We start from the raw sequence: 21,246 nt of genomic DNA, 5'->3' as shown, positions 1-21,246 counted from the left end.
TGTCCGCCGCTGATCAGAAGGCCAATGCATTGTTGATTACGGTCTGGTTGATCCGCACCGGATACTGCTTCTGCAGTTCGCCGACCATCTGCTCAAGAACATCATCTGTGAGTGTCGTTGACAGATAGGTCTGCTGCTGTTCAGGAATTGCTTCCGGACCTGCAGCGGTTGGTTCGGTGACTTCAACAACCTTGAACAAGATCTGTGCATCGTCAGATGCTGCAGCCGCTGTACCGGTGTGGTCGTTTGCGCCACGGAATACCTGAGCGGTTGCAGCCGAGCCAAAATCCGCATCGTTAGTGTTGCGGGTGATGCCGCGCTTGGTCTGCTTTTCTAGACCAGCTTCAGCAGCAATCGCATCGAGCGTCTCACCGCCATCCAGGCGCTTCTTCAGCTCTTCCAGACGCTGGTTCAAACGCTTGACGGCTTCTTCGCCCTTCCATGCTGCAATGACCTTGTCCTTAACTTCATCAAGGGTGCGGTCGCGAGCAGGGGTGGTGCCATCAATCTGGTACCAGAGATAACCGGTGTTACCCATGGTGAGCGCGTCGTTGTCGAAGCCCTGTTCTGCCTGGAATGCGGCAGCGAGAAGCGCTTCGGAGTTTGGCAGTTCAACCGCTTTGCCGGCCGGATCGTTGCCTTCGGCATCGACCGCGTCAATGGTTACGGTCTTGAGGCTGAGGCCCTTGGCAACATCGGCCATGCTTGCGCCGTCCGAACGCTGCTGTTCATAGGAATCGTGAATGCCGTTGATGCTGCTGATTGCAATGTTGGTGGCAACGGTATCGCGAATTTCGCCTTCAACATCCGACAGCGACTTGGTGTTTGCCGGATTAACTTTGGTAACGCGGAGAATGACCGGGCCGAATGCGCCCTTAACAACGTCACTTACGCCGCCTTCATTAAGGCCAAATGCTGCTTCTGCGATAATTGCATCTGGAAGAGCGGTCTTTTCGAAGGTTCCGAGAACCAGATCAGCTTCGCTCTTGCCCTGTTCTTTGCCGATATCGACAAAGCTTGTGCCTGCTGCGATTTTCTGCTGTGCGGCCGTAGCAGCTGCTTCATCAGCAAAGTTCAGCTGTTCGATGGTGCGCGTTTCAGTGGTGCTGAAACGGCTCTGGTTCTTTTCGTAATATTCCTTGATCTCATCCTGCGTGACAGCAGCAGCATCGGCAATGTCCGACGGCTCAAGCTTCACATAGGTGATCTTGCGGTATTCCGGAGCCTTATATTCATCCTTGTGCTCTTCAAAGTAAGCCTTGAGAGCGTCATCGGAAGGCGCTGGAACAGCATCGGCCTTTTCAGCCGGGATTGTGATGTAATCCGCGCTGCGGCTTTCACCCTGATAAAGAGCAAGCGCCTTGAGCATGGTGTTTGGCATTTTCATGCCGTCGGTTGCTGCTTCAACGATCTGCTGGCGACGAGCAACTTTCGCGCGGTTATCGAGATAGTCCTGCGCACGAATGTTTGACTGGCGCAGAACTGCATCGAACTGCGCGCGGCTGAAATTGCCGCTGGCATCCTGGAACGATGGGTCTTCGCCGGTCAGACGCGCAATGCCATCCTTGGAAAGACCAAGCTGCATGTTGCGTGCTTCTTCATCCAGAACAACGCCAGCTGCGAGTTGTGCAAGAACCTGATTGTCGACGCCGAACTGTTGTGCCTGTTCGCGGGTCAGTCGCTGACGGAACTGCTGCGACAGACGCATCAGCTGCTGCTCGTAAGCAAAGCGATAATCTGTTGCGCTCACTTCCGACTTGCCAGCGCTCAGCGCTGCATTGCCAGACATGTCGCCTCGGAATGCATCAGCGATGCCCCAGACTGCAAAACTCAGAACGAGCAGACCGAGGAGAAGCTTAGCAACCCAGGATTTGGCGGCATCACGCATACTGTCGAGCATTGGAAACCCTTTAAGAACAAAACAAAGCCCGGCTATCGATAAAGATAACCCGTGTGAGGGGATAACCTTAAGCTAGGCCATGATGCAAGTTCTCATTGAGCGTCGACCACCAAGAACATTGCCAAGAACGTTGCATTGCGTGACGAATACGCTTAGTCAGTGGCAAAATTTGGCGCCGCTCACGCAAAAATATGCGGTCCGGCGTTCTTTAAGGCGAGGAGAATGAAATGACTCCGGGAATCCGTCCTCTGGTTGCTGGCAACTGGAAAATGAATGGTACAGGAGAATCCCTCACGGAATTGCGCGCGATTTCTGCGGGCCTGAGTTCCGATCTGGGTCGTAAGCTTGATGCCGTGATCTGCGTTCCGGCGACATTGTTGTCGCGCGCTGCTGAAACGCTTGAAGGTGAAACAGTTGCGCTTGGCGGTCAGGATTGTCACCAGAAAGTGTCTGGCGCACATACCGGCGATGTTTCGGCCGAAATGCTGAAAGAAGCAGGTGCAAGTCACGTTATCCTCGGCCACTCGGAACGTCGTACCGATCATCGCGAAGCCAGCGAGCTGGTGCGCAGCAAGACTGAAGCCGCCTGGGCTGCTGGTCTTATTGCGATTGTCTGCGTTGGCGAAACCGCTGATGAGCGCAAGTCAGATCGCACACTTGATGTGATTGGCGACCAGCTTGCAGCTTCGCTTCCCGATGGTGTGAAGGCTGAAAACACGATTGTTGCTTATGAGCCAGTTTGGGCCATCGGTACTGGTTTGACGCCGACTGTTCAGGATGTACGCGCAGCCCACGCATTCATGCGTGACAAGCTGACCGAACGTTTTGGCACCAGCGGCGCGCATCTGAGACTTCTCTATGGTGGTTCGGTCAAACCAGCCAATGCCATTGAATTGTTGAGCGTGCCGGATGTCGATGGCGCATTGGTTGGCGGAGCCAGCTTGAAAGCAACAGACTTCCTCGCCATATGCGAAACCTATCGTAATCTGTGATGAGCATCTGCGTCCTTTAATCTATATCGGGTGCAGGGCTTGGATTATCATGCAATAGCGTGTAAAGAGCCGCTCTATCTATTTGTATCATCGCTATCCGGGGCGGAAATCGCTTGGTTTTTCCCGGTTATGCATTAGTCCAGAGATATAAAGACCGTAACCTATGCAGACCATAGTCATTGTCATTCATTTGTTGATCGTTCTGGCGCTTGTTGGCGTTGTGCTCATCCAGCGTTCCGAAGGCGGTGGCCTTGGTATCGGCGGTGGTTCGGGCTTCATGACGGCACGCGGCGCGGCTAACGCGCTGACCCGCACGACAGCTATTCTTGCGATTGGCTTCTTCGCCACTTCGCTCGTTCTCGGCATCATGGCCCGTTATGGCGAAAAGCCAACGGACATTCTGAACCGTATTCCTGCAGCTGGCAGCACGCAGAATCCTCCTGCTGGTGGAACTGGTACCGGTACTGGCGGTGGCATTCTCAATCAGCTGGGTGGTGAGTCTTCGCGCACCAATGAAGCTGAAACACCTGCTTCGGGTGAAGCTCCAGCAACTGCACCAGCGCAGCCTGACAGCACTCAGCCACAGGCTCCACAGGTTCCAAGCTCACAATAAGAGCTTTGTAATTGCAGAAAATTTGAAAACCGGCTCGAAAGGGCCGGTTTTCTTTTTGTTAAGCATCAGATTGCAAAGTGTTGCACACGGGCAATAGCCCCTCTCGAATCGTGAGGGATAGCTATTGTGGATAATTGAGTAGTGCTGCCCTTTGCAGTATGGAGAGCGAAAGCCTGAACGCGATACTGCGACAGGTGTTTTCCGCACTGCTTGGGTTTTCGGGAACAGATCATGTCTTCACGTTTTATTTTGATGGCTGGCATTGCAAGCCTTTGCATTGGACTTACGGGCCCAAGTTTTGCAGCTGGTGCTGAAGCTGAACTTACGGCTGCGGCAACGGGTGTTCAGCAGGTCGCTATGGCAAACGATGCCAAGGAAAAGCCTGCAAAGAAGAAAAAGAAGAGCGCTTCGAACGCAGGTGCTGCGAAGAAGGTTGCCCTCAACCGCTACAATATCGACCCACGCTATCAGGCGCAGACCGTATCCTTCACCGGTTACGAAGCTGGCACGATCGTCATCGATCCTGCGAAGTATTTCCTTTATCTCGTCGAAAGCTCGACCACTGCGCGCCGTTACGGCATTGCGGTCGGTAAAGTCGGACTTGAGTTCAAGGGAACAGCAACTGTCAGCGCAAAGCGCGAATGGCCACGCTGGATTCCGACCAAGGAAATGATTGAACGCAATCCTGCTCAGTATGGTCGCTACAAGAACGGTATGGACGGCGGTCCAGGCAATCCACTTGGTTCGCGCGCCATGTATCTGTTCCAGGGCAACAAGGATACGTATATCCGTATTCACGGTACCACTCAGCCATGGACAATCGGCAGCCCGGCTTCGAACGGTTGCTTCCGTATGACCAATGACGACATTCTGGATCTCTATGATCGCGTCGGCATGGGCGCAAAAGTCGTCGTTCTCTAATTTTTTGTAGAAATACCCGAAAGGCCGGGATCTTCCCGGCCTTTTTTCGTGCGCGTGTAACAAATAACGCTACATGCTGCGAGCAGGACTGAACTTGGTGGAAGCATCCGGTTATCCCATATGGGAGGCTGAACGGGTGTGATTCTGATGGAAAAAACGCTGGTCACACTTTTTTTAGTGGCGGAATCAGCAAGAAGGGTCTAACGACATAAGCCCATGGCGCGATATGTATTCATCACAGGCGGCGTGGTTTCTTCCCTTGGAAAAGGCATTGCCGCAGCAGCATTGGCTGCACTCCTTCAGGCACGCGGTTACCGCGTGCGTATCCGTAAACTCGACCCTTATCTGAACGTCGACCCCGGCACGATGTCGCCTTACCAGCACGGTGAGGTGTTCGTCACTGACGATGGTGCCGAAACAGACCTTGATCTGGGCCATTACGAGCGGTTCACCGGTCGTCCTGCAAATCAGCGGGATAACATCACCACCGGTCGCATCTACCGCAACATCATCGAAAAAGAACGCCGCGGCGATTATCTCGGTGCGACGGTTCAGGTCATTCCTCACGTCACGGATGAAATCAAGAACTTCATTCTTGAAGGCAATGACGATTATGATTTCGTGCTGTGCGAAATCGGCGGTACGGTTGGCGATATCGAAGCCATGCCGTTCCTCGAAGCTATTCGTCAGCTCGGCAACGAACTGCCACGCAACAGCGCAGTCTATATCCATCTGACATTGATGCCGTATATTCCAGCGGCAGGTGAACTCAAGACCAAGCCGACACAGCATTCGGTCAAGGAACTGCGTTCGATCGGTATTGCTCCGGATATTCTTCTGGTTCGTGCGGATCGCGAGATTCCGGCTTCCGAACGCCGCAAGCTGTCGCTGTTCTGTAATGTGCGTGAAAGTGCGGTTATTCAGGCGCTCGACGTCTCGACCATTTATGATGTGCCGATTGCCTATCATAAGGAAGGTCTCGACAACGAAGTGCTTGCAGCATTTGGTATCGAACCGGCACCGAAGCCACGTATGGAACGCTGGGAAGGTATTTCCCATCTTCTGCACAACCCTGAAGGCGAAGTTACCATTGCCGTTGTCGGTAAATATACCGAGCTGAAGGATGCTTATAAGTCGCTGATCGAAGCGCTGCAGCACGGTGGCATTGCCAACAAGGTCAAGGTCAATCTCGACTGGATCGAAGCTGAAGTCTTTGAAAGCGAAGACCCGTCGCCATATCTCGAAAAAGTCCACGGCATTCTGGTGCCAGGCGGCTTTGGTGAGCGTGGTGCGGAAGGCAAGATCCTTGCGGCCAAGTTCGCACGCGAACATAAGGTCCCTTATTTCGGCATCTGCTTCGGTATGCAGATGGCATGTCTCGAAGCCGCGCGTAATCTCGCCGGTATCGAAAATGCTTCTTCGACCGAGTTTGGCCCGACCAAGGAACCTGTTGTTGGTCTGATGACCGAGTGGCTGAAGGGCAATATGCTCGAAAAGCGTACGAAGTCGGGTGATCTGGGTGGCACGATGCGTCTTGGTGCGTATGATTCCACGCTCAAGGCTGGAACACGTATTGCCGAGATTTACGGTTCGACCGAGATTTCTGAACGTCATCGTCACCGCTATGAAGTGAACGTTGATTATAAGGACCGTCTTGAAGCAAGCGGCTTGGTATTCTCGGGCATGTCACCCGACGGCGTTCTGCCGGAAACGGTTGAGTATGCTGACCATCCTTGGTTCATCGGCGTTCAGTACCATCCGGAACTGAAGTCGCGTCCGTTTGAACCACACCCACTATTCTCTTCCTTCATCGCGGCTGCGATGGAACAGGGCAGACTGGTTTGATGCATGACAAATGATCTTGCGCGCAAAGCTCGTTCAGTTGACCATCTGGTGCTTCCAGTTTCTCAACTGAGTGAGGCGCGCAGGAGACTTTCCCTTCTGGGATTTACAGTGGCGCCGGACGCACAACATCCGTTCGGCACCGCTAATGTCTGCAGTTTCTTTGCAGACGATACTTATCTCGAAATGTTGGCTGTAGACCGTTCGCCGCTTTATGAAGCCGCCGCACAGCGAAACAACAGCTTTATCCAGCGTGACTTATCTTACCGTTTTCGAAACGGTGATGATGGTTTTTCCGGCATAGCCTTCAAGACCGACGATTCGCGTGGCGATCATGCGGAATTCAAGCGGCGCGGTATTTCCGGCGGTCGCATGGTCGAGTTTTCGCGCAGCTTCATCTCGTCTGAGGGAAAACGTGAGAAAGGCAGCTTCCGGCTGGCTTTTGCAGCGGACTTGCGCGCGCCGGACGCATTCTTCTTCACCTGTCAGCGTTTGGCATACCCCAAGACTGACCGTTCGCACCTGATCACACATGAAAATGGCGTATCAGGCTTACGCGAGATATTGCTGTGCGAAGAGCAACCGGAAGACTTCTCCGATCTCTTGCAGGGCGTATTTCATGCAGCTGCTCGGAGACGTGAAGATGGCTCCCTGGCAATCACGGTTAAAAATTCCAATATAGAGGTCATGACGCCGACACAGTTTAATAGCTGTTTCGGCTGGTCGCCGGAACTGCATGGTCGTGGCTTGCGGCTATCAGGACTGGTTTTCTCGGTTGCTTCGCTTTATGCCGTTGAGCAACTCCTCACTCGTAACGGAATCGCTTTTACAAAGAGCGATGGTCGTGTTCTCGTCCATCCTGCCGCAGGTCAGGGGACATTGTTTGTATTTGAAGGTTCACAGTCATGACGACCGCTAATTCTGCCGTGAAAATCGGCAATGTTACGTTCTCCAACAGCGCGCCACTGGCTTTGATTGCCGGGCCTTGCCAGATGGAAAGCCGTGAACATGCGTTCGACATGGCCGGACGTCTGGTGGAGATCACCAACAAGCTCGACATGGGCCTCGTCTATAAGTCGAGCTTCGACAAGGCCAACCGCACCTCGCTTAGCGCACAGCGCGGCATTGGTCTGGATAAGGCGCTCGAAGTTTTTGCCGATCTCAAGAAAGAGTTCGGCTTTCCTGTTCTCACTGACATCCATACTGAAGAGCAATGCGCAACTGTTGCTGAAGTTGTCGATGTTCTGCAGATTCCAGCGTTCCTTTGCCGCCAGACTGACCTTTTGGTCGCCGCTGCAAAGACAGGCCGTGCGGTTAATGTGAAGAAGGGCCAGTTTTTGGCGCCCTGGGACATGAAGAACGTGCTGGCCAAGATCACTGAGAATGGCAATCCGAATGTTCTGGCCACCGAACGCGGCGCGTCGTTCGGTTACAACACACTTGTTTCCGACATGCGTTCGCTGCCTATCATGGCAGGCTTCGGCTCTCCGGTGATTTTCGATGCTACCCATTCCGTGCAGCAGCCTGGCGGGCAGGGTGGTTCGTCCGGTGGCCAGCGCGAATTCGTTGAAACGCTTGCAAGCGCTGCGGTTGCTGTGGGTGTAGCCGGTGTATTCATCGAAACGCATGAAGACCCGGATAATGCACCATCTGACGGTCCAAACATGGTTCAGATTGATAAAATGCCTGCACTTCTCGAAAAGCTCATGGCTTTCGACAGGATTTCTAAATCGATTTAAAATTTCATTAGAAATTCACAGGCGGGGGATGTTCCTCCGCCTTTTATTTCTGTAATGAAGTCTCACATCGGATTTCTTCAATGTGCCTCGCGGCAGGAGCGGGGCTATCTACAGGGAAGGACTTGCCCCTATGACTGCAATCATCGACATCGTTGGTCGCGAAATTCTCGACAGCCGCGGTAACCCGACTGTTGAAGTCGACGTCGTACTCGAAGACGGCTCTTTTGGCCGCGCAGCTGTGCCATCGGGCGCTTCTACTGGCGCACATGAAGCTGTTGAGCTTCGTGACGGCGGCAGCCGCTATCTCGGCAAGGGCGTTGAAAAGGCTGTTGAAGCAGTCAATGGCAAGATTTTCGACGCAATCGCTGGCATCGATGCTGAAAATCAGCTGCTCGTTGACCAGGCTCTGATTGAACTTGATGGCACGCCAAACAAGGGCAATCTCGGTGCAAACGCAATTCTCGGCGTTTCGCTTGCTGTTGCCAAGGCTGCTGCACAGTCGACCGGCCTGCCACTTTATCGTTACGTTGGCGGTGCTAACGCCCATGTTCTGCCAGTTCCAATGATGAACATCATCAATGGTGGCGCACATGCCGACAATCCAATCGACTTCCAGGAATTCATGATCCTGCCAGTTGGTGCTCCATCGCTGCGCGAAGCTGTTCGTTATGGTGCGGAAGTTTTCCACACGCTCAAGAAGCGCCTCAAGGATGCTGGCCACAACACCAATGTTGGTGATGAAGGCGGTTTTGCTCCGAACCTGCTGAGCGCAGAAGCTGCTCTCGATTTCGTTGTAGAATCGATCGAAAAGGCTGGCTTCAAGCCGGGCGAAGATATTGCTATCGGTCTCGATTGCGCTGCGACTGAGTTCTTCAAGGACGGTAACTACGTCTATGAAGGCGAGAACAAGACCCGGGATCCAAAGGCTCAGGCTGAGTATCTCGCGAAGCTTGCTGCTGATTACCCAATCGTTTCGATTGAAGACGGCATGGCTGAAGACGATTGGGAAGGCTGGAAGTATCTGACCGACCTGATTGGCAAGAAGTGCCAGCTCGTTGGCGACGATCTGTTCGTAACGAACTCGGCTCGTCTGCGCGATGGTATCAAGATGGGCGTTGCCAACTCGATCCTCGTCAAGGTCAACCAGATCGGTTCGCTCAGCGAAACGTTGGATGCCGTCGAAACCGCACACAAGGCTGGTTACACCTCGGTCATGTCGCACCGTTCAGGCGAAACCGAAGATTCGACCATTGCCGATCTCGCAGTTGCAACCAACTGCGGTCAGATCAAGACCGGCTCGCTGGCTCGTTCAGACCGTACTGCAAAGTACAACCAGCTCATCCGCATCGAAGAAGAACTTGGCAAGCAGGCTCGCTATGCAGGCCGCAGCGCATTGAAGTTCCTCTAAGATCGAACTGATATTTGAATTTAAAAGGCGGGCTTCGGCTCGCCTTTTTCTTTGTGTCTTCGTGCAGACACATTTGCTTGTTCTCTAAGATTACAAACGGGGAGCAAAGTCATGTCGAACGATACGCTGGGTTTTTACGCCAATAACGCCGCGACTTATGCTGCGAGTTCCAGCATTAATCGCAAACTCGATAGCTTTCTCAAGCAAGTTCGTCCAACTGGGCGCATTCTCGAACTTGGTACGGGAAGCGGGCAGGATGCGAAGGCAATGCTTTCGCGTGGCTTCGATGTCGATCCGACCGACGGTTCACCCGAACTTGCTCAGGAAGCCTCGGCGCTGTTGCAGCGTCCTGTTAGGCAGCTGCTTTTTCACGAGCTTGATGCAGTTGACCGCTACGATGGCATTTATGCTTCGGCGTCGCTTCTTCATGCAAAGCGTGCCGATTTACCAAATATCGTGAAACATATGCATCGTGCATTAAAACCCGGCGGTTGGCTGTGGGCCAGTTTCAAAGACGGCCCCGGTGAGGGCCATGACGCATTGGGACGTTACTATAATTATATGAGTGCTGAAGAGATCGCCCGCATCTGGAACGACAATGCAGCTTGGAATGTTGTGTCACTGGAGAGTTGGCAGGGCGGTGGCTACGATCAGAAGCCGACTTTGTGGCATTCGGTGCTTTCACAGCGCTGAGCTTTCTCACAAACCATTCGAACTAAATCAGGCAGAGCCTTATCTTATAGCTGTCTTCCATTCCTCTTATGGCCTTTGCAGCCGTTATAGTCGATTTGACAAAACAAATTACATTGATATCAATATAAGTGCGGTTGCCAGTTTCATTCGGTGTCCTATTTCTAGGGAATGCTGACCGAGGGCAGACGCATCTAATCAAAAATGGGTGGGCCAAAATGGGAGAGAGAAATGGCTTACATAGAAGGATTTGTCGTCGCAGTTCCTAAGGCGAACAAGGAAACCTACCAGAAACACGCAGCCAAGGCTTCGGCCTTGTTCAAGGAATTCGGTGTGACGCGGATGGTGGAAGCCTGGGGCGACGATGTGCCTGATGGCAAAGTTACCGATTTCCGCCGTGCGGTACAGGCCAAGGACGACGAAGAGGTTGTCTTCTCGTGGTTCGAATATCCGGACAAAGCCACGCGCGATGCTGCCAATGAAAAAATGATGAGCGATCCGCGCATGAAGGACATGGGCGATACCATGCCATTTGATGGCAAGCGCATGATCATGGGGGGCTTCTCAACCATTCTTGATGTGTGATTTGCACAGGATTCGTTGATGAGATGGCGGCTTCGGCCGCCATTTCTGATTCAGGCGAGAGTCATATGTCGTAAAAATTCTACGCCGGAATTGCCCTGTCATCACTCTGCGGTAAAGCTCTGTTAAGCAAAATAATGCTTCATGGTGGAAATCGGATTGACGTGGTCAGAACGCGTGCGATCTGATTCTAACGGATCGGCACTCTGACTATCTTTATTAATGCGCAACTTGTTCCGAAGACTGGTTCCCGTTTTTCGGGGTGCGCTTTAATTCAGAATCAAAGCCGCTCTGAATGTCCGGGAAGGAAGTCGAAATGTGGACCAAGCAGAAACGTAAATCTATCCGCGGCCGTTTTGTGCTGCCTATTCTGACGGCTGCGTTTCTTAGCTATTTCGGCTTTCACGCCTATCATGGCGAATTCGGTCTTTATTCCCGCATCCAGCTTGAAGAACAGAAGAGCTTGCTGACGCAGCAGCTCGATAAGGTGACTGCCGACAGAGCAGCACTTGAAAAGCGAGTCACGCTTTTACGTGATGGTTCGATTGAAAAGGACATGCTTGACGAGCAGGCCCGCAGAGCGCTTAATCTCTCTCATCCCGATGAAATGACAATTATCGTTTCTCGGGAGGATCGATCGAATTAACCAAATCCCGGTTAATTGTCTTTTTGTGATATGTTTTTAAGGGCTTGGCGGCATAGCAGCTATGCTCTACGCGCATATTGTATCTTGTAAATTGCCCGTATAACGTCACAATAGAACGACAATCGTAGAGCGCCGCGCGTCCTTCGTGTGCGTGAATGTGCTCTGATAATTTGAATCGACGCATGTTGCTTTCAAAATCGATTCCGATTTTGGGTGCATGCTGTAGGGAGCGAGATATGGCACCGAAGGCTAATAAGGCGTCGGCTGGAAAATCGCAGGCGTCTTTTGGGAATGTTCCCAAGACTCCAGCGCCAGCTGATTTCACTAAAGAGCAGGAACTGAACGCTTACCGTGAAATGCTGTTGATCCGCCGTTTCGAAGAAAAGGCCGGACAGCTTTATGGTATGGGCTTTATCGGTGGCTTCTGTCACCTTTATATCGGTCAGGAAGCTGTCGTCGTTGGTATGCAGAGTGCGCTCAAGGAAGGTGATCAGATCATCACTTCCTATCGTGACCATGGTCACATGCTGGCAACCGGCATGGAAGCGCGTGGCGTTATGGCCGAGCTTACCGGCCGCCGTGGAGGTTACTCCAAGGGCAAGGGCGGCTCCATGCACATGTTCTCGAAGGAAAAGGGCTTTTACGGCGGTCATGGTATCGTCGGCGCTCAGGTTCCTCTTGGCACTGGTCTTGCCTTTGCGAACAAGTATCGCGGCAATGACAATATCTCCGTCACTTATTTCGGTGATGGCGCAGCCAATCAGGGTCAGGTCTATGAAGCTTTCAACATGGCATCGCTGTGGAAGCTTCCGGTGATCTACGTGATCGAAAACAACCGCTATGCAATGGGCACGTCGGTTTCGCGTTCTTCCGCTGAAACAGATTTCTCCAAGCGCGGCGTTTCGTTCAACGTTCCGGGCATCAAGGTTGACGGCATGGACGTTCGCGCCGTTGCAGCTGCTGCTGAAGCCGCTGCTGAATGGGCGCGTGCTGGCAAGGGTCCATTGATTCTCGAAATGGAAACCTATCGTTATCGCGGTCACTCGATGTCCGATCCTGCGAAGTATCGCTCGAAGGACGAAGTGCAGAAGATGCGCTCCGAGCACGATCCGATTGAACAGGTCAAACAGCGCCTGATTGAAAATAACTGGGCCACTGAAGAAGAGCTGAAGGAAATCGACAAGGAAGTCCGCGACATCGTCGCTGATTCGGCCGATTTCGCTCAAAACGATCCAGAGCCGGATGTTTCCGAGCTCTACACGGATATTCTGCTCTAATTCAGGAAAGGTATTGTCATGCCCGTAGAAATTCTCATGCCTGCCCTTTCCCCGACTATGGAAGAAGGCAAACTGTCCAAGTGGCTGAAAAAAGAAGGCGACAAGGTCACATCCGGTGACGTGATCGCCGAAATCGAAACCGATAAGGCGACGATGGAAGTCGAAGCTGTTGACGAAGGCACCGTCGGTAAAATTCTCATCGCAGAAGGAACCGAAGGCGTGAAGGTCAACACGCCAATTGCTGTTCTGCTCGGCGATGGCGAAAGCGCCTCCGACATCGGTTCTGCTCCTGCTGCAAAAGCTGAAGCACCGAAAGAAGAAGCAAAAGAAGCACCAAAGACTGAGGAAAAGAAGGCTGATAGCGTGCCCGCTGCTCCAAAAGTTGAAGTTGCTTCCGATCCGGACATTCCAGCCGGTACAGAAATGGTTTCGATGACTGTGCGTGAAGCACTGCGCGACGCCATGGCTGAAGAAATGCGCCGCGACGAGAACGTCTTCATCATGGGTGAAGAAGTTGCCGAGTATCAGGGCGCCTACAAGATCACACAGGGCCTTCTCGACGAATTCGGCGCACGCCGCGTTGTCGATACCCCGATCACCGAGCATGGTTTTGCCGGCGTTGGCGTTGGTGCAGCAATGGCTGGCTTGAAGCCAATTGTCGAATTCATGACGTTCAACTTCGCCATGCAGGCGATTGACCAGATCATCAATTCGGCTGCGAAGACGCTTTATATGTCGGGTGGCCAGATGGGCGCACCGATGGTGTTCCGCGGTCCTTCGGGCGCTGCTGCCCGCGTTGCCGCCCAGCACTCCCAGTGCTATGCAGCATGGTACAGCCAGATCCCGGGCCTGAAGGTCGTCATGCCTTACTCGGCTGCTGATGCGAAGGGTCTTCTCAAGGCTGCTATCCGCGATCCAAATCCGGTCATCTTCCTTGAAAACGAAATTCTCTACGGTCATCATTTCGATGTGCCGAAGCTTGACGATTTCGTTCTGCCAATCGGCAAGGCCCGCATTCACAAGCAGGGCAAGGACGCGACCATCGTTTCGTTCGGTATCGGCATGACCTATGCGGTCAAGGCTGCTGAAGAGCTGGCTGCACAGGGCATCGATGTCGAAATCATCGATCTGCGCACCATCCGCCCAATGGATATTCCAACGGTCGTTGAATCGGTAAAGAAGACCGGTCGTCTCGTTACCGTTGAAGAAGGCTACCCACAGTCTTCCGTTGGTACTGAAATTGCCACCCGCGTCATGCAGCAGGCTTTCGACTATCTCGATGCGCCAATCCTGACGATCGCTGGCAAGGACGTTCCGATGCCCTATGCGGCAAATCTCGAAAAGCTGGCTCTGCCAACTGTTGCAGAAGTGGTGGAAGCGGTGAAAGCCGTGACCTACACCGCCTGAGGAGGTACTGGACATGCCGATTAAAATCACCATGCCAGCACTTTCGCCAACTATGGAAGAGGGCAATCTCTCCAAGTGGCTGGTCAAAGAAGGCGACAAGGTTACGTCCGGCGATGTGATCGCTGAGATCGAAACCGACAAGGCGACGATGGAAGTCGAAGCTGTCGATGAAGGTGTTGTTGCCAAGCTCGTCGTTCCTGCTGGAACCGAAGGCGTCAAGGTTAACGCGCTGATCGCAATCCTCGCCGAAGACGGCGAGGATGTTGCAGAAGCAGCTAAAGGCGGCGATTCCGCTCCTGCACCAAAGGCAGAAGCAGCTAAGGAAGAGCCAAAGAAGGAAGTTGCAACCGCGGCTCCTGCAAAGGCTGAAGCCCCAGCAGCTGCTCCGGCAGCAGCCAAGAGTGCCGAGAACAAGGGCGACCGCGTTTTCGCATCGCCGCTTGCTCGTCGCATCGCCAAGGATGCAGGCGTTGATGTCTCCGCTGTAAAAGGCACTGGCCCTCATGGCCGTGTCGTTCAGCGTGACGTTGAAGCTGCAATTAAGTCCGGCGGAGCGAAAGCAGCATCCGCTGCACCGCAGGCAGCTGCATCGGCTCCGAAGCCTCAGTCGGATGATGCCATCCTCAAGCTCTTTGAGGAAGGTACATACGAAATCGTTCCTCACGACGGTATGCGCAAGACCATTGCACGCCGCCTGGTTGAATCGAAGCAGACTGTTCCGCATTTCTATCTGACGATCGATTGCGAACTCGATGCGCTTCTGGCTCTCCGTTCGCAGATCAATTCGGCTGCACCGCTGACCAAGACGGAGAAGGGTGAGGTTCCGGCCTACAAGCTTTCTGTCAACGATCTGGTGATCAAGGCTGTTGCTCTTGCGCTGCGTGACATTCCTGAAGCCAATGTCTCCTGGACTGAAGGCGGCATGATTAAGCACAAGCGTGCGGATGTCGGCGTTGCTGTGTCGATCCCTGGCGGTCTGATTACGCCAATCGTGCGTCAGTCGGAATCCAAAACGCTGTCCGCCATCTCCAACGAGATGAAGGATCTTGCCAAGCGTGCGCGTGATCGCAAGCTCAAGCCTGATGAATATCAGGGTGGTTCGACCTCTGTGTCCAACCTCGGCATGTTCGGCGTGAAGGACTTTGCAGCAATCATCAACCCACCACATGCGACGATCTTCGCAATCGGTGCGGGCGAACAGCGCGCAGTGGTCAAGAACGGTGAAATCAAGGTTGCGACGGTTATGTCCGTGACCCTTTCCACCGATCACCGTGCCGTCGATGGTGCTCTGGCCGCTGAACTTGCACAGGCCTTCAAGCGTCACATCGAAAACCCGATGGGTATGCTGGTCTGATTGGATGGCCTTTAAATGCGCCGCATTCTCAGAATGCGGCGCTTGAGGTTTTGAAAATGGCAGGACTACTTAAACTTCGCCCGGCTGAACGCCATGATGCTGCCGAGATAGCCATTTTGGTCGATATCTCTTCTCATGGCTTCGCACATTGGTTGTGGCAAAGTGTTATGCATGATTGCGACGCTGAGACCGTGATGGAGGCGGGCTTACGTCAGATGCAGGAAGCTGGCATGGAGGGCTGGCAAGGAACGACCATCGCCGAGTGGGATGGCGTTACAGCTGGATTATCCATCGGTTTTACTCTGGACGAAAGCTTGCATGAGCTAAAGCCACAGAACGAGGTTCTGGCTCAAATTATTGCACTTCAATGCAAGGTGATCGGCAGCCGTTTTATAGACAGCGTTGCCGTTTATCAGAAATTTCGTGGCAAGAGCATCGGTCGCGCACTCGTTGCAAATGAAATCGAGCAGGCAAAACTGAGCGGGAACGCCAGTCTCAGCCTGATAACAGAAAGCCATAATAGCGTAGCGCTTTCGCTTTATCGCGGTTATGGATTTGAAGAAATGGAACGGCTCGAAGCTGTGAAGCGTATCGGGCAGGACAAAGTTCATGACTGGGTATTGCTTACCCGGAATGTGAACTGAGCAAAGGCAGGAACAATATGGCCGACACTTACGACGTTATTGTTATCGGATCCGGTCCTGGAGGCTATGTTGCGGCGATCCGCGCAGCACAGCTCGGGCTCAAGACGGCTGTTGTAGAGCGCGAACATCTCGCTGGCATCTGCTCCAACTGGGGTTGTATCCCGACCAAAGCGCTTCTGCGTTCGGCTGAAGTGAAGCACCTCGCTGATCATGCCAAAAATTATGGTCTGAAGCTTGAAGGTTCAATCACTGCCGATATCAAGGCTGTTGTTTCCCGTTCGCGCGGCATTGCCGAGCGCATGAACGGTGGCGTCGGCTTCCTGATGAAGAAGAACAAGATCGATGTGATCTGGGGCGAAGCAAAGCTTTCCAAGCCGGGTGAAATCGTCGTTTCCAAGACTTCCAAGGCGCCGATGCTGCCACAGGCACCTCAGCCGAAGAACACGCTTGGCGAAGGCACTTACAAGGCTAAGCACATCATCGTTGCAACAGGTGCGCGTCCGCGTGCGCTTCCAGGCATTGAGCCAGATGGCAAGCTGATCTGGACTTACTTTGAAGCGATGGTGCCGCAGGAACTGCCGAAAACCATGCTGGTCATGGGTTCGGGCGCAATCGGCATTGAGTTTGCCTCGTTCTATAACGACATGGGCGTTGATGTTACCGTCGTTGAACTGATGTCGCAGATCATGCCTGTTGAAGATGCGGAAATTTCGGCTTTCGCACGCAAGCAGCTCGAAAAACGCGGTCTCAAGATCATCACCGAAGCCAAGGTTTCCAAAGTTGAGAAGGGCGCAAACAATGTGACCGCTCATATCGAAACCAAGGATGGTAAGGTTCAGACACTCACCGTTGATCGCATGATTTCGGCTGTTGGCGTTCAGGGCAATATCGAGAATATCGGTCTTGAAGCACTTGGCGTTAAGACTGATCGTGGCTGCATTGCCATCGACGCTTATTGCAAGACCAATGTTGACGGCATTTATGCGATTGGTGACGTTGCTGGACCGCCGATGCTGGCTCACAAGGCTGAGCATGAAGCTGTTATCTGCGTTGAAAAGATTGCAGGTCTGCCAAATGTTCATCCGCTTGACCGCAATATGGTCCCAGGCTGCACCTATTGTAACCCACAGGTTGCATCGGTTGGTTTGACTGAAGCCAAGGCAAAGGAAAAAGGCCTCGACATTCGTGTCGGTCGTTTCCCATTTGTAGCAAACGGTAAAGCGATTGCACTTGGTGAAGATCAGGGACTGGTCAAGACGATCTTCGACAAGAAGACCGGACAGCTGCTGGGCGCGCATCTTGTTGGTGCCGAAGTGACCGAACTTATTCAGGGCTTCGTCGTTGCGATGAACCTTGAAACCACTGAAGAAGAACTGATGCACTCGGTCTTCCCGCATCCAACGATTTCCGAAACGATGAAGGAAAGCGTACTGGATGCATATGGCCGCGCGCTGAATATGTAATTCAGAGATCTGATTCCGACATTTGCACCTCTTCACAACAAGTGTTGTGCAAATGTCGGTTTTCAAACTTTGAATTCAATTCACGAGGAAACGCTCTTAAAGGAGTGAACTCATTCCGCTGATTGATAATGGAGGGCCATGGCGGCGTGCCGCTTGGCCCATGATTAAATGGTGTACGACAGGCGGTCTTGCTTTAGGCTTTCTGGCAGGAAGCTTGAGCTTGCTCGGCGGAAACACCATATCGGTCAACGGAATGGCTATCGCTGGCTGGTACGGCGTCTGGATACTGACATTCGCTCTCGGATTAGGCGGCTTTCTGTTTGGCCTCATCTGGGCGCTGGTTTTCAGAGCATTAGGTATGGCAGCGAGACGGTAAGCCGCAGCAAATGCCATTGCATTGCAGCGTATCAAATTGTTAGGGCAAGCGTTAAGTCAGGGGTCTACCCATTATTGGAACAGATCAGCTCTCAGGCATTTGTTTCAGATAGGCAGGAAACAGCATGGTTACAGTTCTCGATACAGTGAACCAGAGACGTCAGCGGCACCCTGAAAAGGCTCACCGTCCAGACACCGAAATTCTGAAGAAGCCGGACTGGATCCGCGTCAAGGCCCCGGTTTCTCGCGGCTATAACGAGACGCGCGAGATCGTCCGCTCGAACAAGCTTGTTACCGTTTGCGAAGAAGCAGGTTGCCCGAACATTGGCGAGTGCTGGGAAAAGAAGCACGCGACCTTCATGATCATGGGCGAAATCTGCACCCGCGCCTGTGCTTTCTGTAACGTATCGACCGGTATCCCAACGGCTCTTGATCCAAATGAGCCGGAAAATGTCGCTAAGGCTGTCAAGCAGATGGGCCTTACCCACGTCGTTATTACCTCTGTTGACCGTGACGATCTGGCCGATGGCGGCGCACAGCATTTTGCCGAAGTTATTCGCGCGATCCGCGCGGCGACCCCGAAGACGACGATTGAAATCCTTACGCCAGACTTCCTTCGCAAGGAAGGCGCGCTTGAGGTCGTGGTCAAGGCACGCCCTGACGTGTTCAATCACAATCTGGAAACGGTTCCGTCGAAATATCTCAAGGTTCGTCCGGGGGCTCGTTATTTCCATTCGATCCGCCTGTTGCAGCGCGTGAAGGAACTCGACCCGACAATCTTCACGAAGTCCGGCATCATGGTTGGTCTTGGCGAAGAGCGGAACGAAATCCTTCAGCTGATGGACGACCTTCGTTCTGCTGAGGTAGATTTCATGACCATCGGTCAGTATCTCCAGCCAACCCGCAAGCACCATCCGGTGATCCGTTTCGTAACGCCAGACGAATTCAAGTCTTTCGAGACAATTGGTCGTACCAAGGGCTTTGCGCTCGTTGCGTCCAGCCCGCTGACGCGTTCATCGCACCATGCCGGTGACGATTTCGCAAAGCTCAAGGCTGCTCGCGAAGCGCAGGTTGCAGCACAGGCTTAAGTTCGCATGCCGCAATTTACGAATGTCAGACGCGTTCATCACAGGGCAGACCAGATGTTTGCCCTGGTATCGGATGTTGAAAAATATCCGCAATTCCTGCCGATGTGCGAAGCACTCTCAATTCGCTCCCGAAAGGAGCGGGAGGGCAAGACGCTTTTGATCGCCGACATGACGGTTGGCTATAAGCTGATCCGCGAGACATTCACCAGCCAGGTGCTTCTGAAGCCGGACGAAAACGTCATCGACGTGAAATATGTCGATGGCCCGTTCCGCTATCTCGACAATCGCTGGACATTTAAGCCGGTTAGCGATGGTTATGAATGTGACGTCGAATTCTTCATCGATTATGAATTCAAAAGTCGCACGCTTGGGCTGCTGATGGGATCAATGTTCGATCTGGCTTTCCGCAAGTTCTCAGAAGCCTTTGAGAAGCGTGCTGACGCGATTTACGGTCTGGCTTAGGCTTTAGAGTTCAGCGCCTCAAGGACCAGTGCCAGCGCAGAAAGCACGGTTTCATGCCGAATGTCTTCGCGTGACTTTTCACCAAAACGGCATTCTTTGTGTAGCGTGGCAAAACCTTTGCGCGCGCTGGCAATGTGCACGAGACCGACCGGCTTTTCTGCTGACCCGCCACCGGGGCCGGCAATACCGGTAACGGCAATGCTGATGCCAGCGCGTGAATTGTTCAGCGCGCCTTCTGCCATAGCTATTGCCACGTCTTTTGAAACCGCACCCACCTGGTTGATCAGTTCCATCGGGACACCGATCATCTCATTCTTGGCTTCATTGGAGTAGGTTACAAAGCCGCGATCCACCACATCGGATGAACCTGCAATATCGGTGAGTGCTGCCGCGATAAGCCCGCCTGTGCAGGATTCTGCTGTCGCAATCATGATGCCGTGTTTGCGGCAAGCGTTGAGTACGTCGATGGCCTGGGTTTCCGCAACAAGTGTCATTCTGGAACCTCATAGGCAGGAACTTCACCGGGATAGATGACTGTTGCCGTAACGATAGCAGCAATGCCTTCGCCGCGACCAACAAAGCCCATTTTCTCGTTGGTGGTCGCTTTGACGGAAACACGGTCATGCGAAATGCCGAGCATATTGGCCATGGCTTCCATCATTGCCGGGCGATGCGGACCAATCTTAGGTTCTTCAGCGATGATCGTCACATCTGCGTTGGCGATACGACCACCGGCTTCACGCACGATCTTGACCGCATGTTCAACAAAGATATGCGATGCAGCACCCTTCCACTGCGGATCGGAAGGCGGGAAATGTGTGCCAATATCGCCTGCGCCGCGTGTGGCAAGCAGGGCATCGGTCAGTGCGTGGAGGGCCACGTCGGCATCCGAGTGACCGTTCAGTTTCCTGTCGTGCGGAATGGCCACGCCGCAAAGCGTGACGTGGTCGCCCGGCTCGAAACTGTGAACGTCATAGCCATTGCCGGTGCGGATATCTGGAAATGAAGTCATGCCATGCCTCAAGCGTTTGTCGGCCATTTCAATATCTTTGGCCCATGTGAGTTTGGTATTGTCTGCCGAACCCTCGATGATACGCACGGAAAGTCCATAAGCTTCCGCAATCGAGGCATCGTCGGTAAAATCCGAGCGGCCGCTGAGATAAGCTTTTTCGTGGGCGTCCAGGATCGGGTTAAATGGAAAGGCCTGCGGCGTCTGTGCTGCAAAAAGACCAGCACGAGGGACAGTCGTTCTAACAGTGCCATCACTGGCCGATTGCTTCAGCGTGTCCGAAACGGCAAGGGCAGGCAGCACGCCTTCCTGCGGTGTCAGATTGTCGAATATGCGCGCAAGCAAATCCTGCTCAATGAATGGACGCACACCATCATGGATGAGGACATAGTCAGGGGCGTTCTTGTTGAGCGCCAGCAATCCAAGTCGCGTGGATTCCTGTCGCGTCGGACCACCGGTGACAACGCGCACATTCTCATAATATTCGGTGATGGCATTTTCATAAAGCGCCGCATCATCAGCATGGATGACCACGATGATCTGATCGATCTCAGCGCAATGCGCAAAAGCACGCAGCGTGCGCGAAAGCACTGCTTCGCCGCCGATCCGCCGATATTGCTTCGGCCCTTCAGTGCTTTGTCCCGCCCGTTCGCCGCGTCCTGCGGCTACGATGACTGCTGCTGCCCGTGAAATGTCGGTCGCCTTCGCCAAAAGATTCATCTAGTTACATGCGGAATAATGCCTTGCGCAAATAATTGCCAGACGGCAATCGATTTATCATCGCAGCTACGCGCTTTTCCTTGCGTTCAATGCATTGAGTGATTAAAGTGTGTG

The 21,246-nt window shown here is 53.2% G+C and carries 21 protein-coding genes; 18 read left to right on the top strand and 3 right to left on the bottom strand.

All coding sequences use genetic code 11. From position 1 onward, the window contains the following. Positions 1 to 13: 13 nt before the first annotated feature. Positions 14 to 1,900: a peptidyl-prolyl cis-trans isomerase gene (locus CEV34_RS00800; protein WP_007875157.1), complete on the bottom strand. Its 1,887-nt coding sequence runs from the start codon at positions 1,898 to 1,900 to the stop codon at positions 14 to 16. A 227-nt stretch (positions 1,901 to 2,127) separates the two neighbouring features. Between CEV34_RS00800 and tpiA the strand changes: the two genes are divergently transcribed. The 18 genes from tpiA (at position 2,128) to CEV34_RS00710 (ending at position 19,403) form a co-directional block, all read left to right on the top strand. Next, positions 2,128 to 2,892 (top strand): triose-phosphate isomerase, encoded by a 765-nt coding sequence (gene tpiA / locus CEV34_RS00795; protein WP_094543129.1) that lies wholly within the window; start codon positions 2,128 to 2,130, stop codon positions 2,890 to 2,892. A 163-nt stretch (positions 2,893 to 3,055) separates the two neighbouring features. After that, positions 3,056 to 3,505: a preprotein translocase subunit SecG gene (secG, locus tag CEV34_RS00790; RefSeq protein WP_007875153.1), complete on the top strand. Its 450-nt coding sequence runs from the start codon at positions 3,056 to 3,058 to the stop codon at positions 3,503 to 3,505. A 231-nt stretch (positions 3,506 to 3,736) separates the two neighbouring features. After that, entirely contained in the window at positions 3,737 to 4,426 is a 690-nt protein-coding gene (locus CEV34_RS00785) for a L,D-transpeptidase (RefSeq protein WP_007875152.1), read from the top strand. Positions 4,427 to 4,642: 216 nt separating this feature from the next. Next, positions 4,643 to 6,271: a CTP synthase gene (locus CEV34_RS00780; protein ID WP_007875151.1), complete on the top strand. Its 1,629-nt coding sequence runs from the start codon at positions 4,643 to 4,645 to the stop codon at positions 6,269 to 6,271. Positions 6,272 to 6,274: 3 nt separating this feature from the next. Further along, positions 6,275 to 7,177 (top strand): VOC family protein, encoded by a 903-nt coding sequence (locus CEV34_RS00775; protein WP_007875150.1) that lies wholly within the window; start codon positions 6,275 to 6,277, stop codon positions 7,175 to 7,177. Continuing rightward, positions 7,174 to 8,007 (top strand): 3-deoxy-8-phosphooctulonate synthase, encoded by an 834-nt coding sequence (gene kdsA, locus CEV34_RS00770; protein ID WP_007875149.1) that lies wholly within the window; start codon positions 7,174 to 7,176, stop codon positions 8,005 to 8,007. The genes CEV34_RS00775 and kdsA overlap by 4 nt, the downstream gene beginning before the upstream one ends. Before the next feature lie 130 nt (positions 8,008 to 8,137). Beyond that, positions 8,138 to 9,415 carry a phosphopyruvate hydratase gene (gene eno / locus CEV34_RS00765; RefSeq protein ID WP_007875148.1) on the top strand — a complete coding sequence of 426 codons (1,278 nt, stop codon included), beginning with the start codon at positions 8,138 to 8,140 and terminating at the stop codon, positions 9,413 to 9,415. A gap of 111 nt (positions 9,416 to 9,526) precedes the next feature. Further along, the gene (locus CEV34_RS00760; protein ID WP_007875147.1) at positions 9,527 to 10,108 is read left to right on the top strand and encodes a class I SAM-dependent methyltransferase; all 582 of its coding nucleotides are present in this window, start codon (positions 9,527 to 9,529) and stop codon (positions 10,106 to 10,108) included. Positions 10,109 to 10,336: 228 nt separating this feature from the next. Next, positions 10,337 to 10,690: a DUF1428 domain-containing protein gene (locus CEV34_RS00755; RefSeq protein ID WP_007875146.1), complete on the top strand. Its 354-nt coding sequence runs from the start codon at positions 10,337 to 10,339 to the stop codon at positions 10,688 to 10,690. Between the two features lie 313 nt (positions 10,691 to 11,003). Next, on the top strand, positions 11,004 to 11,333 hold the full coding sequence (locus CEV34_RS00750; protein WP_007875144.1) for an FtsB family cell division protein: 330 nt from the start codon (positions 11,004 to 11,006) through the stop codon (positions 11,331 to 11,333). A gap of 236 nt (positions 11,334 to 11,569) precedes the next feature. Beyond that, a complete protein-coding gene (gene pdhA, locus CEV34_RS00745; RefSeq protein ID WP_007875142.1) occupies positions 11,570 to 12,610 on the top strand; it encodes a pyruvate dehydrogenase (acetyl-transferring) E1 component subunit alpha in 1,041 nt (346 codons plus the stop codon). Between the two features lie 18 nt (positions 12,611 to 12,628). Then, positions 12,629 to 14,017 carry a pyruvate dehydrogenase complex E1 component subunit beta gene (locus tag CEV34_RS00740; RefSeq protein ID WP_007875141.1) on the top strand — a complete coding sequence of 463 codons (1,389 nt, stop codon included), beginning with the start codon at positions 12,629 to 12,631 and terminating at the stop codon, positions 14,015 to 14,017. A gap of 13 nt (positions 14,018 to 14,030) precedes the next feature. Next, complete coding sequence (locus tag CEV34_RS00735) at positions 14,031 to 15,371, top strand: pyruvate dehydrogenase complex dihydrolipoamide acetyltransferase (RefSeq protein ID WP_007875140.1); 1,341 nt, start codon at positions 14,031 to 14,033, stop codon at positions 15,369 to 15,371. 56 nt (positions 15,372 to 15,427) lie between these two features. Further along, positions 15,428 to 16,015, top strand: coding sequence for a GNAT family N-acetyltransferase (locus CEV34_RS00730; protein ID WP_007875139.1), 588 nt, complete (start codon positions 15,428 to 15,430; stop codon positions 16,013 to 16,015). Between the two features lie 17 nt (positions 16,016 to 16,032). Further along, entirely contained in the window at positions 16,033 to 17,478 is a 1,446-nt protein-coding gene (gene lpdA / locus CEV34_RS00725; protein ID WP_007875138.1) for a dihydrolipoyl dehydrogenase, read from the top strand. 160 nt (positions 17,479 to 17,638) lie between these two features. Next, positions 17,639 to 17,854, top strand: a complete 216-nt coding sequence (locus CEV34_RS00720) for a hypothetical protein (RefSeq protein WP_039859805.1) — start codon at positions 17,639 to 17,641, stop codon at positions 17,852 to 17,854. Between the two features lie 124 nt (positions 17,855 to 17,978). Next, the gene (lipA, locus tag CEV34_RS00715) at positions 17,979 to 18,941 is read left to right on the top strand and encodes a lipoyl synthase (RefSeq protein ID WP_007875136.1); all 963 of its coding nucleotides are present in this window, start codon (positions 17,979 to 17,981) and stop codon (positions 18,939 to 18,941) included. Positions 18,942 to 18,947: 6 nt separating this feature from the next. Continuing rightward, a complete protein-coding gene (locus CEV34_RS00710; RefSeq protein WP_007875135.1) occupies positions 18,948 to 19,403 on the top strand; it encodes a type II toxin-antitoxin system RatA family toxin in 456 nt (151 codons plus the stop codon). Here the strand turns inward: CEV34_RS00710 and CEV34_RS00705 are convergent. Both CEV34_RS00705 and CEV34_RS00700 read right to left on the bottom strand, forming a co-directional pair. Beyond that, complete coding sequence (locus tag CEV34_RS00705; protein ID WP_007875131.1) at positions 19,400 to 19,897, bottom strand: CinA family protein; 498 nt, start codon at positions 19,895 to 19,897, stop codon at positions 19,400 to 19,402. The two genes, CEV34_RS00710 and CEV34_RS00705, sit on opposite strands and share 4 nt — an antisense overlap. Beyond that, complete coding sequence (locus CEV34_RS00700) at positions 19,894 to 21,132, bottom strand: bifunctional 2-C-methyl-D-erythritol 4-phosphate cytidylyltransferase/2-C-methyl-D-erythritol 2,4-cyclodiphosphate synthase (RefSeq protein WP_007875130.1); 1,239 nt, start codon at positions 21,130 to 21,132, stop codon at positions 19,894 to 19,896. Before CEV34_RS00700 ends, CEV34_RS00705 begins: the two co-directional genes overlap by 4 nt. Positions 21,133 to 21,246 lie beyond the last annotated feature (114 nt).

The organism is Brucella pseudogrignonensis (assembly GCF_002252525.1).
Lineage (GTDB): Bacteria > Pseudomonadota > Alphaproteobacteria > Rhizobiales > Rhizobiaceae > Brucella > Brucella pseudogrignonensis.
The sequence above is the reverse complement of the archived record's forward strand: the minus strand, read 5'-3'. Positions and strand labels throughout refer to the sequence as shown.

Coding starts and splice junctions, on each gene's coding strand:
- CEV34_RS00800 (WP_007875157.1), bottom strand. CDS start 1,900: ATGCTCGACAGTATGCGTGATGCCGCCAAATCCTGGGTTGCTAAGCTT.
- tpiA (WP_094543129.1), top strand. CDS start 2,128: ATGACTCCGGGAATCCGTCCTCTGGTTGCTGGCAACTGGAAAATGAAT.
- secG (WP_007875153.1), top strand. CDS start 3,056: ATGCAGACCATAGTCATTGTCATTCATTTGTTGATCGTTCTGGCGCTT.
- CEV34_RS00785 (WP_007875152.1), top strand. CDS start 3,737: ATGTCTTCACGTTTTATTTTGATGGCTGGCATTGCAAGCCTTTGCATT.
- CEV34_RS00780 (WP_007875151.1), top strand. CDS start 4,643: ATGGCGCGATATGTATTCATCACAGGCGGCGTGGTTTCTTCCCTTGGA.
- CEV34_RS00775 (WP_007875150.1), top strand. CDS start 6,275: ATGACAAATGATCTTGCGCGCAAAGCTCGTTCAGTTGACCATCTGGTG.
- kdsA (WP_007875149.1), top strand. CDS start 7,174: ATGACGACCGCTAATTCTGCCGTGAAAATCGGCAATGTTACGTTCTCC.
- eno (WP_007875148.1), top strand. CDS start 8,138: ATGACTGCAATCATCGACATCGTTGGTCGCGAAATTCTCGACAGCCGC.
- CEV34_RS00760 (WP_007875147.1), top strand. CDS start 9,527: ATGTCGAACGATACGCTGGGTTTTTACGCCAATAACGCCGCGACTTAT.
- CEV34_RS00755 (WP_007875146.1), top strand. CDS start 10,337: ATGGCTTACATAGAAGGATTTGTCGTCGCAGTTCCTAAGGCGAACAAG.
- CEV34_RS00750 (WP_007875144.1), top strand. CDS start 11,004: ATGTGGACCAAGCAGAAACGTAAATCTATCCGCGGCCGTTTTGTGCTG.
- pdhA (WP_007875142.1), top strand. CDS start 11,570: ATGGCACCGAAGGCTAATAAGGCGTCGGCTGGAAAATCGCAGGCGTCT.
- CEV34_RS00740 (WP_007875141.1), top strand. CDS start 12,629: ATGCCCGTAGAAATTCTCATGCCTGCCCTTTCCCCGACTATGGAAGAA.
- CEV34_RS00735 (WP_007875140.1), top strand. CDS start 14,031: ATGCCGATTAAAATCACCATGCCAGCACTTTCGCCAACTATGGAAGAG.
- CEV34_RS00730 (WP_007875139.1), top strand. CDS start 15,428: ATGGCAGGACTACTTAAACTTCGCCCGGCTGAACGCCATGATGCTGCC.
- lpdA (WP_007875138.1), top strand. CDS start 16,033: ATGGCCGACACTTACGACGTTATTGTTATCGGATCCGGTCCTGGAGGC.
- CEV34_RS00720 (WP_039859805.1), top strand. CDS start 17,639: ATGATTAAATGGTGTACGACAGGCGGTCTTGCTTTAGGCTTTCTGGCA.
- lipA (WP_007875136.1), top strand. CDS start 17,979: ATGGTTACAGTTCTCGATACAGTGAACCAGAGACGTCAGCGGCACCCT.
- CEV34_RS00710 (WP_007875135.1), top strand. CDS start 18,948: ATGCCGCAATTTACGAATGTCAGACGCGTTCATCACAGGGCAGACCAG.
- CEV34_RS00705 (WP_007875131.1), bottom strand. CDS start 19,897: ATGACACTTGTTGCGGAAACCCAGGCCATCGACGTACTCAACGCTTGC.
- CEV34_RS00700 (WP_007875130.1), bottom strand. CDS start 21,132: ATGAATCTTTTGGCGAAGGCGACCGACATTTCACGGGCAGCAGCAGTC.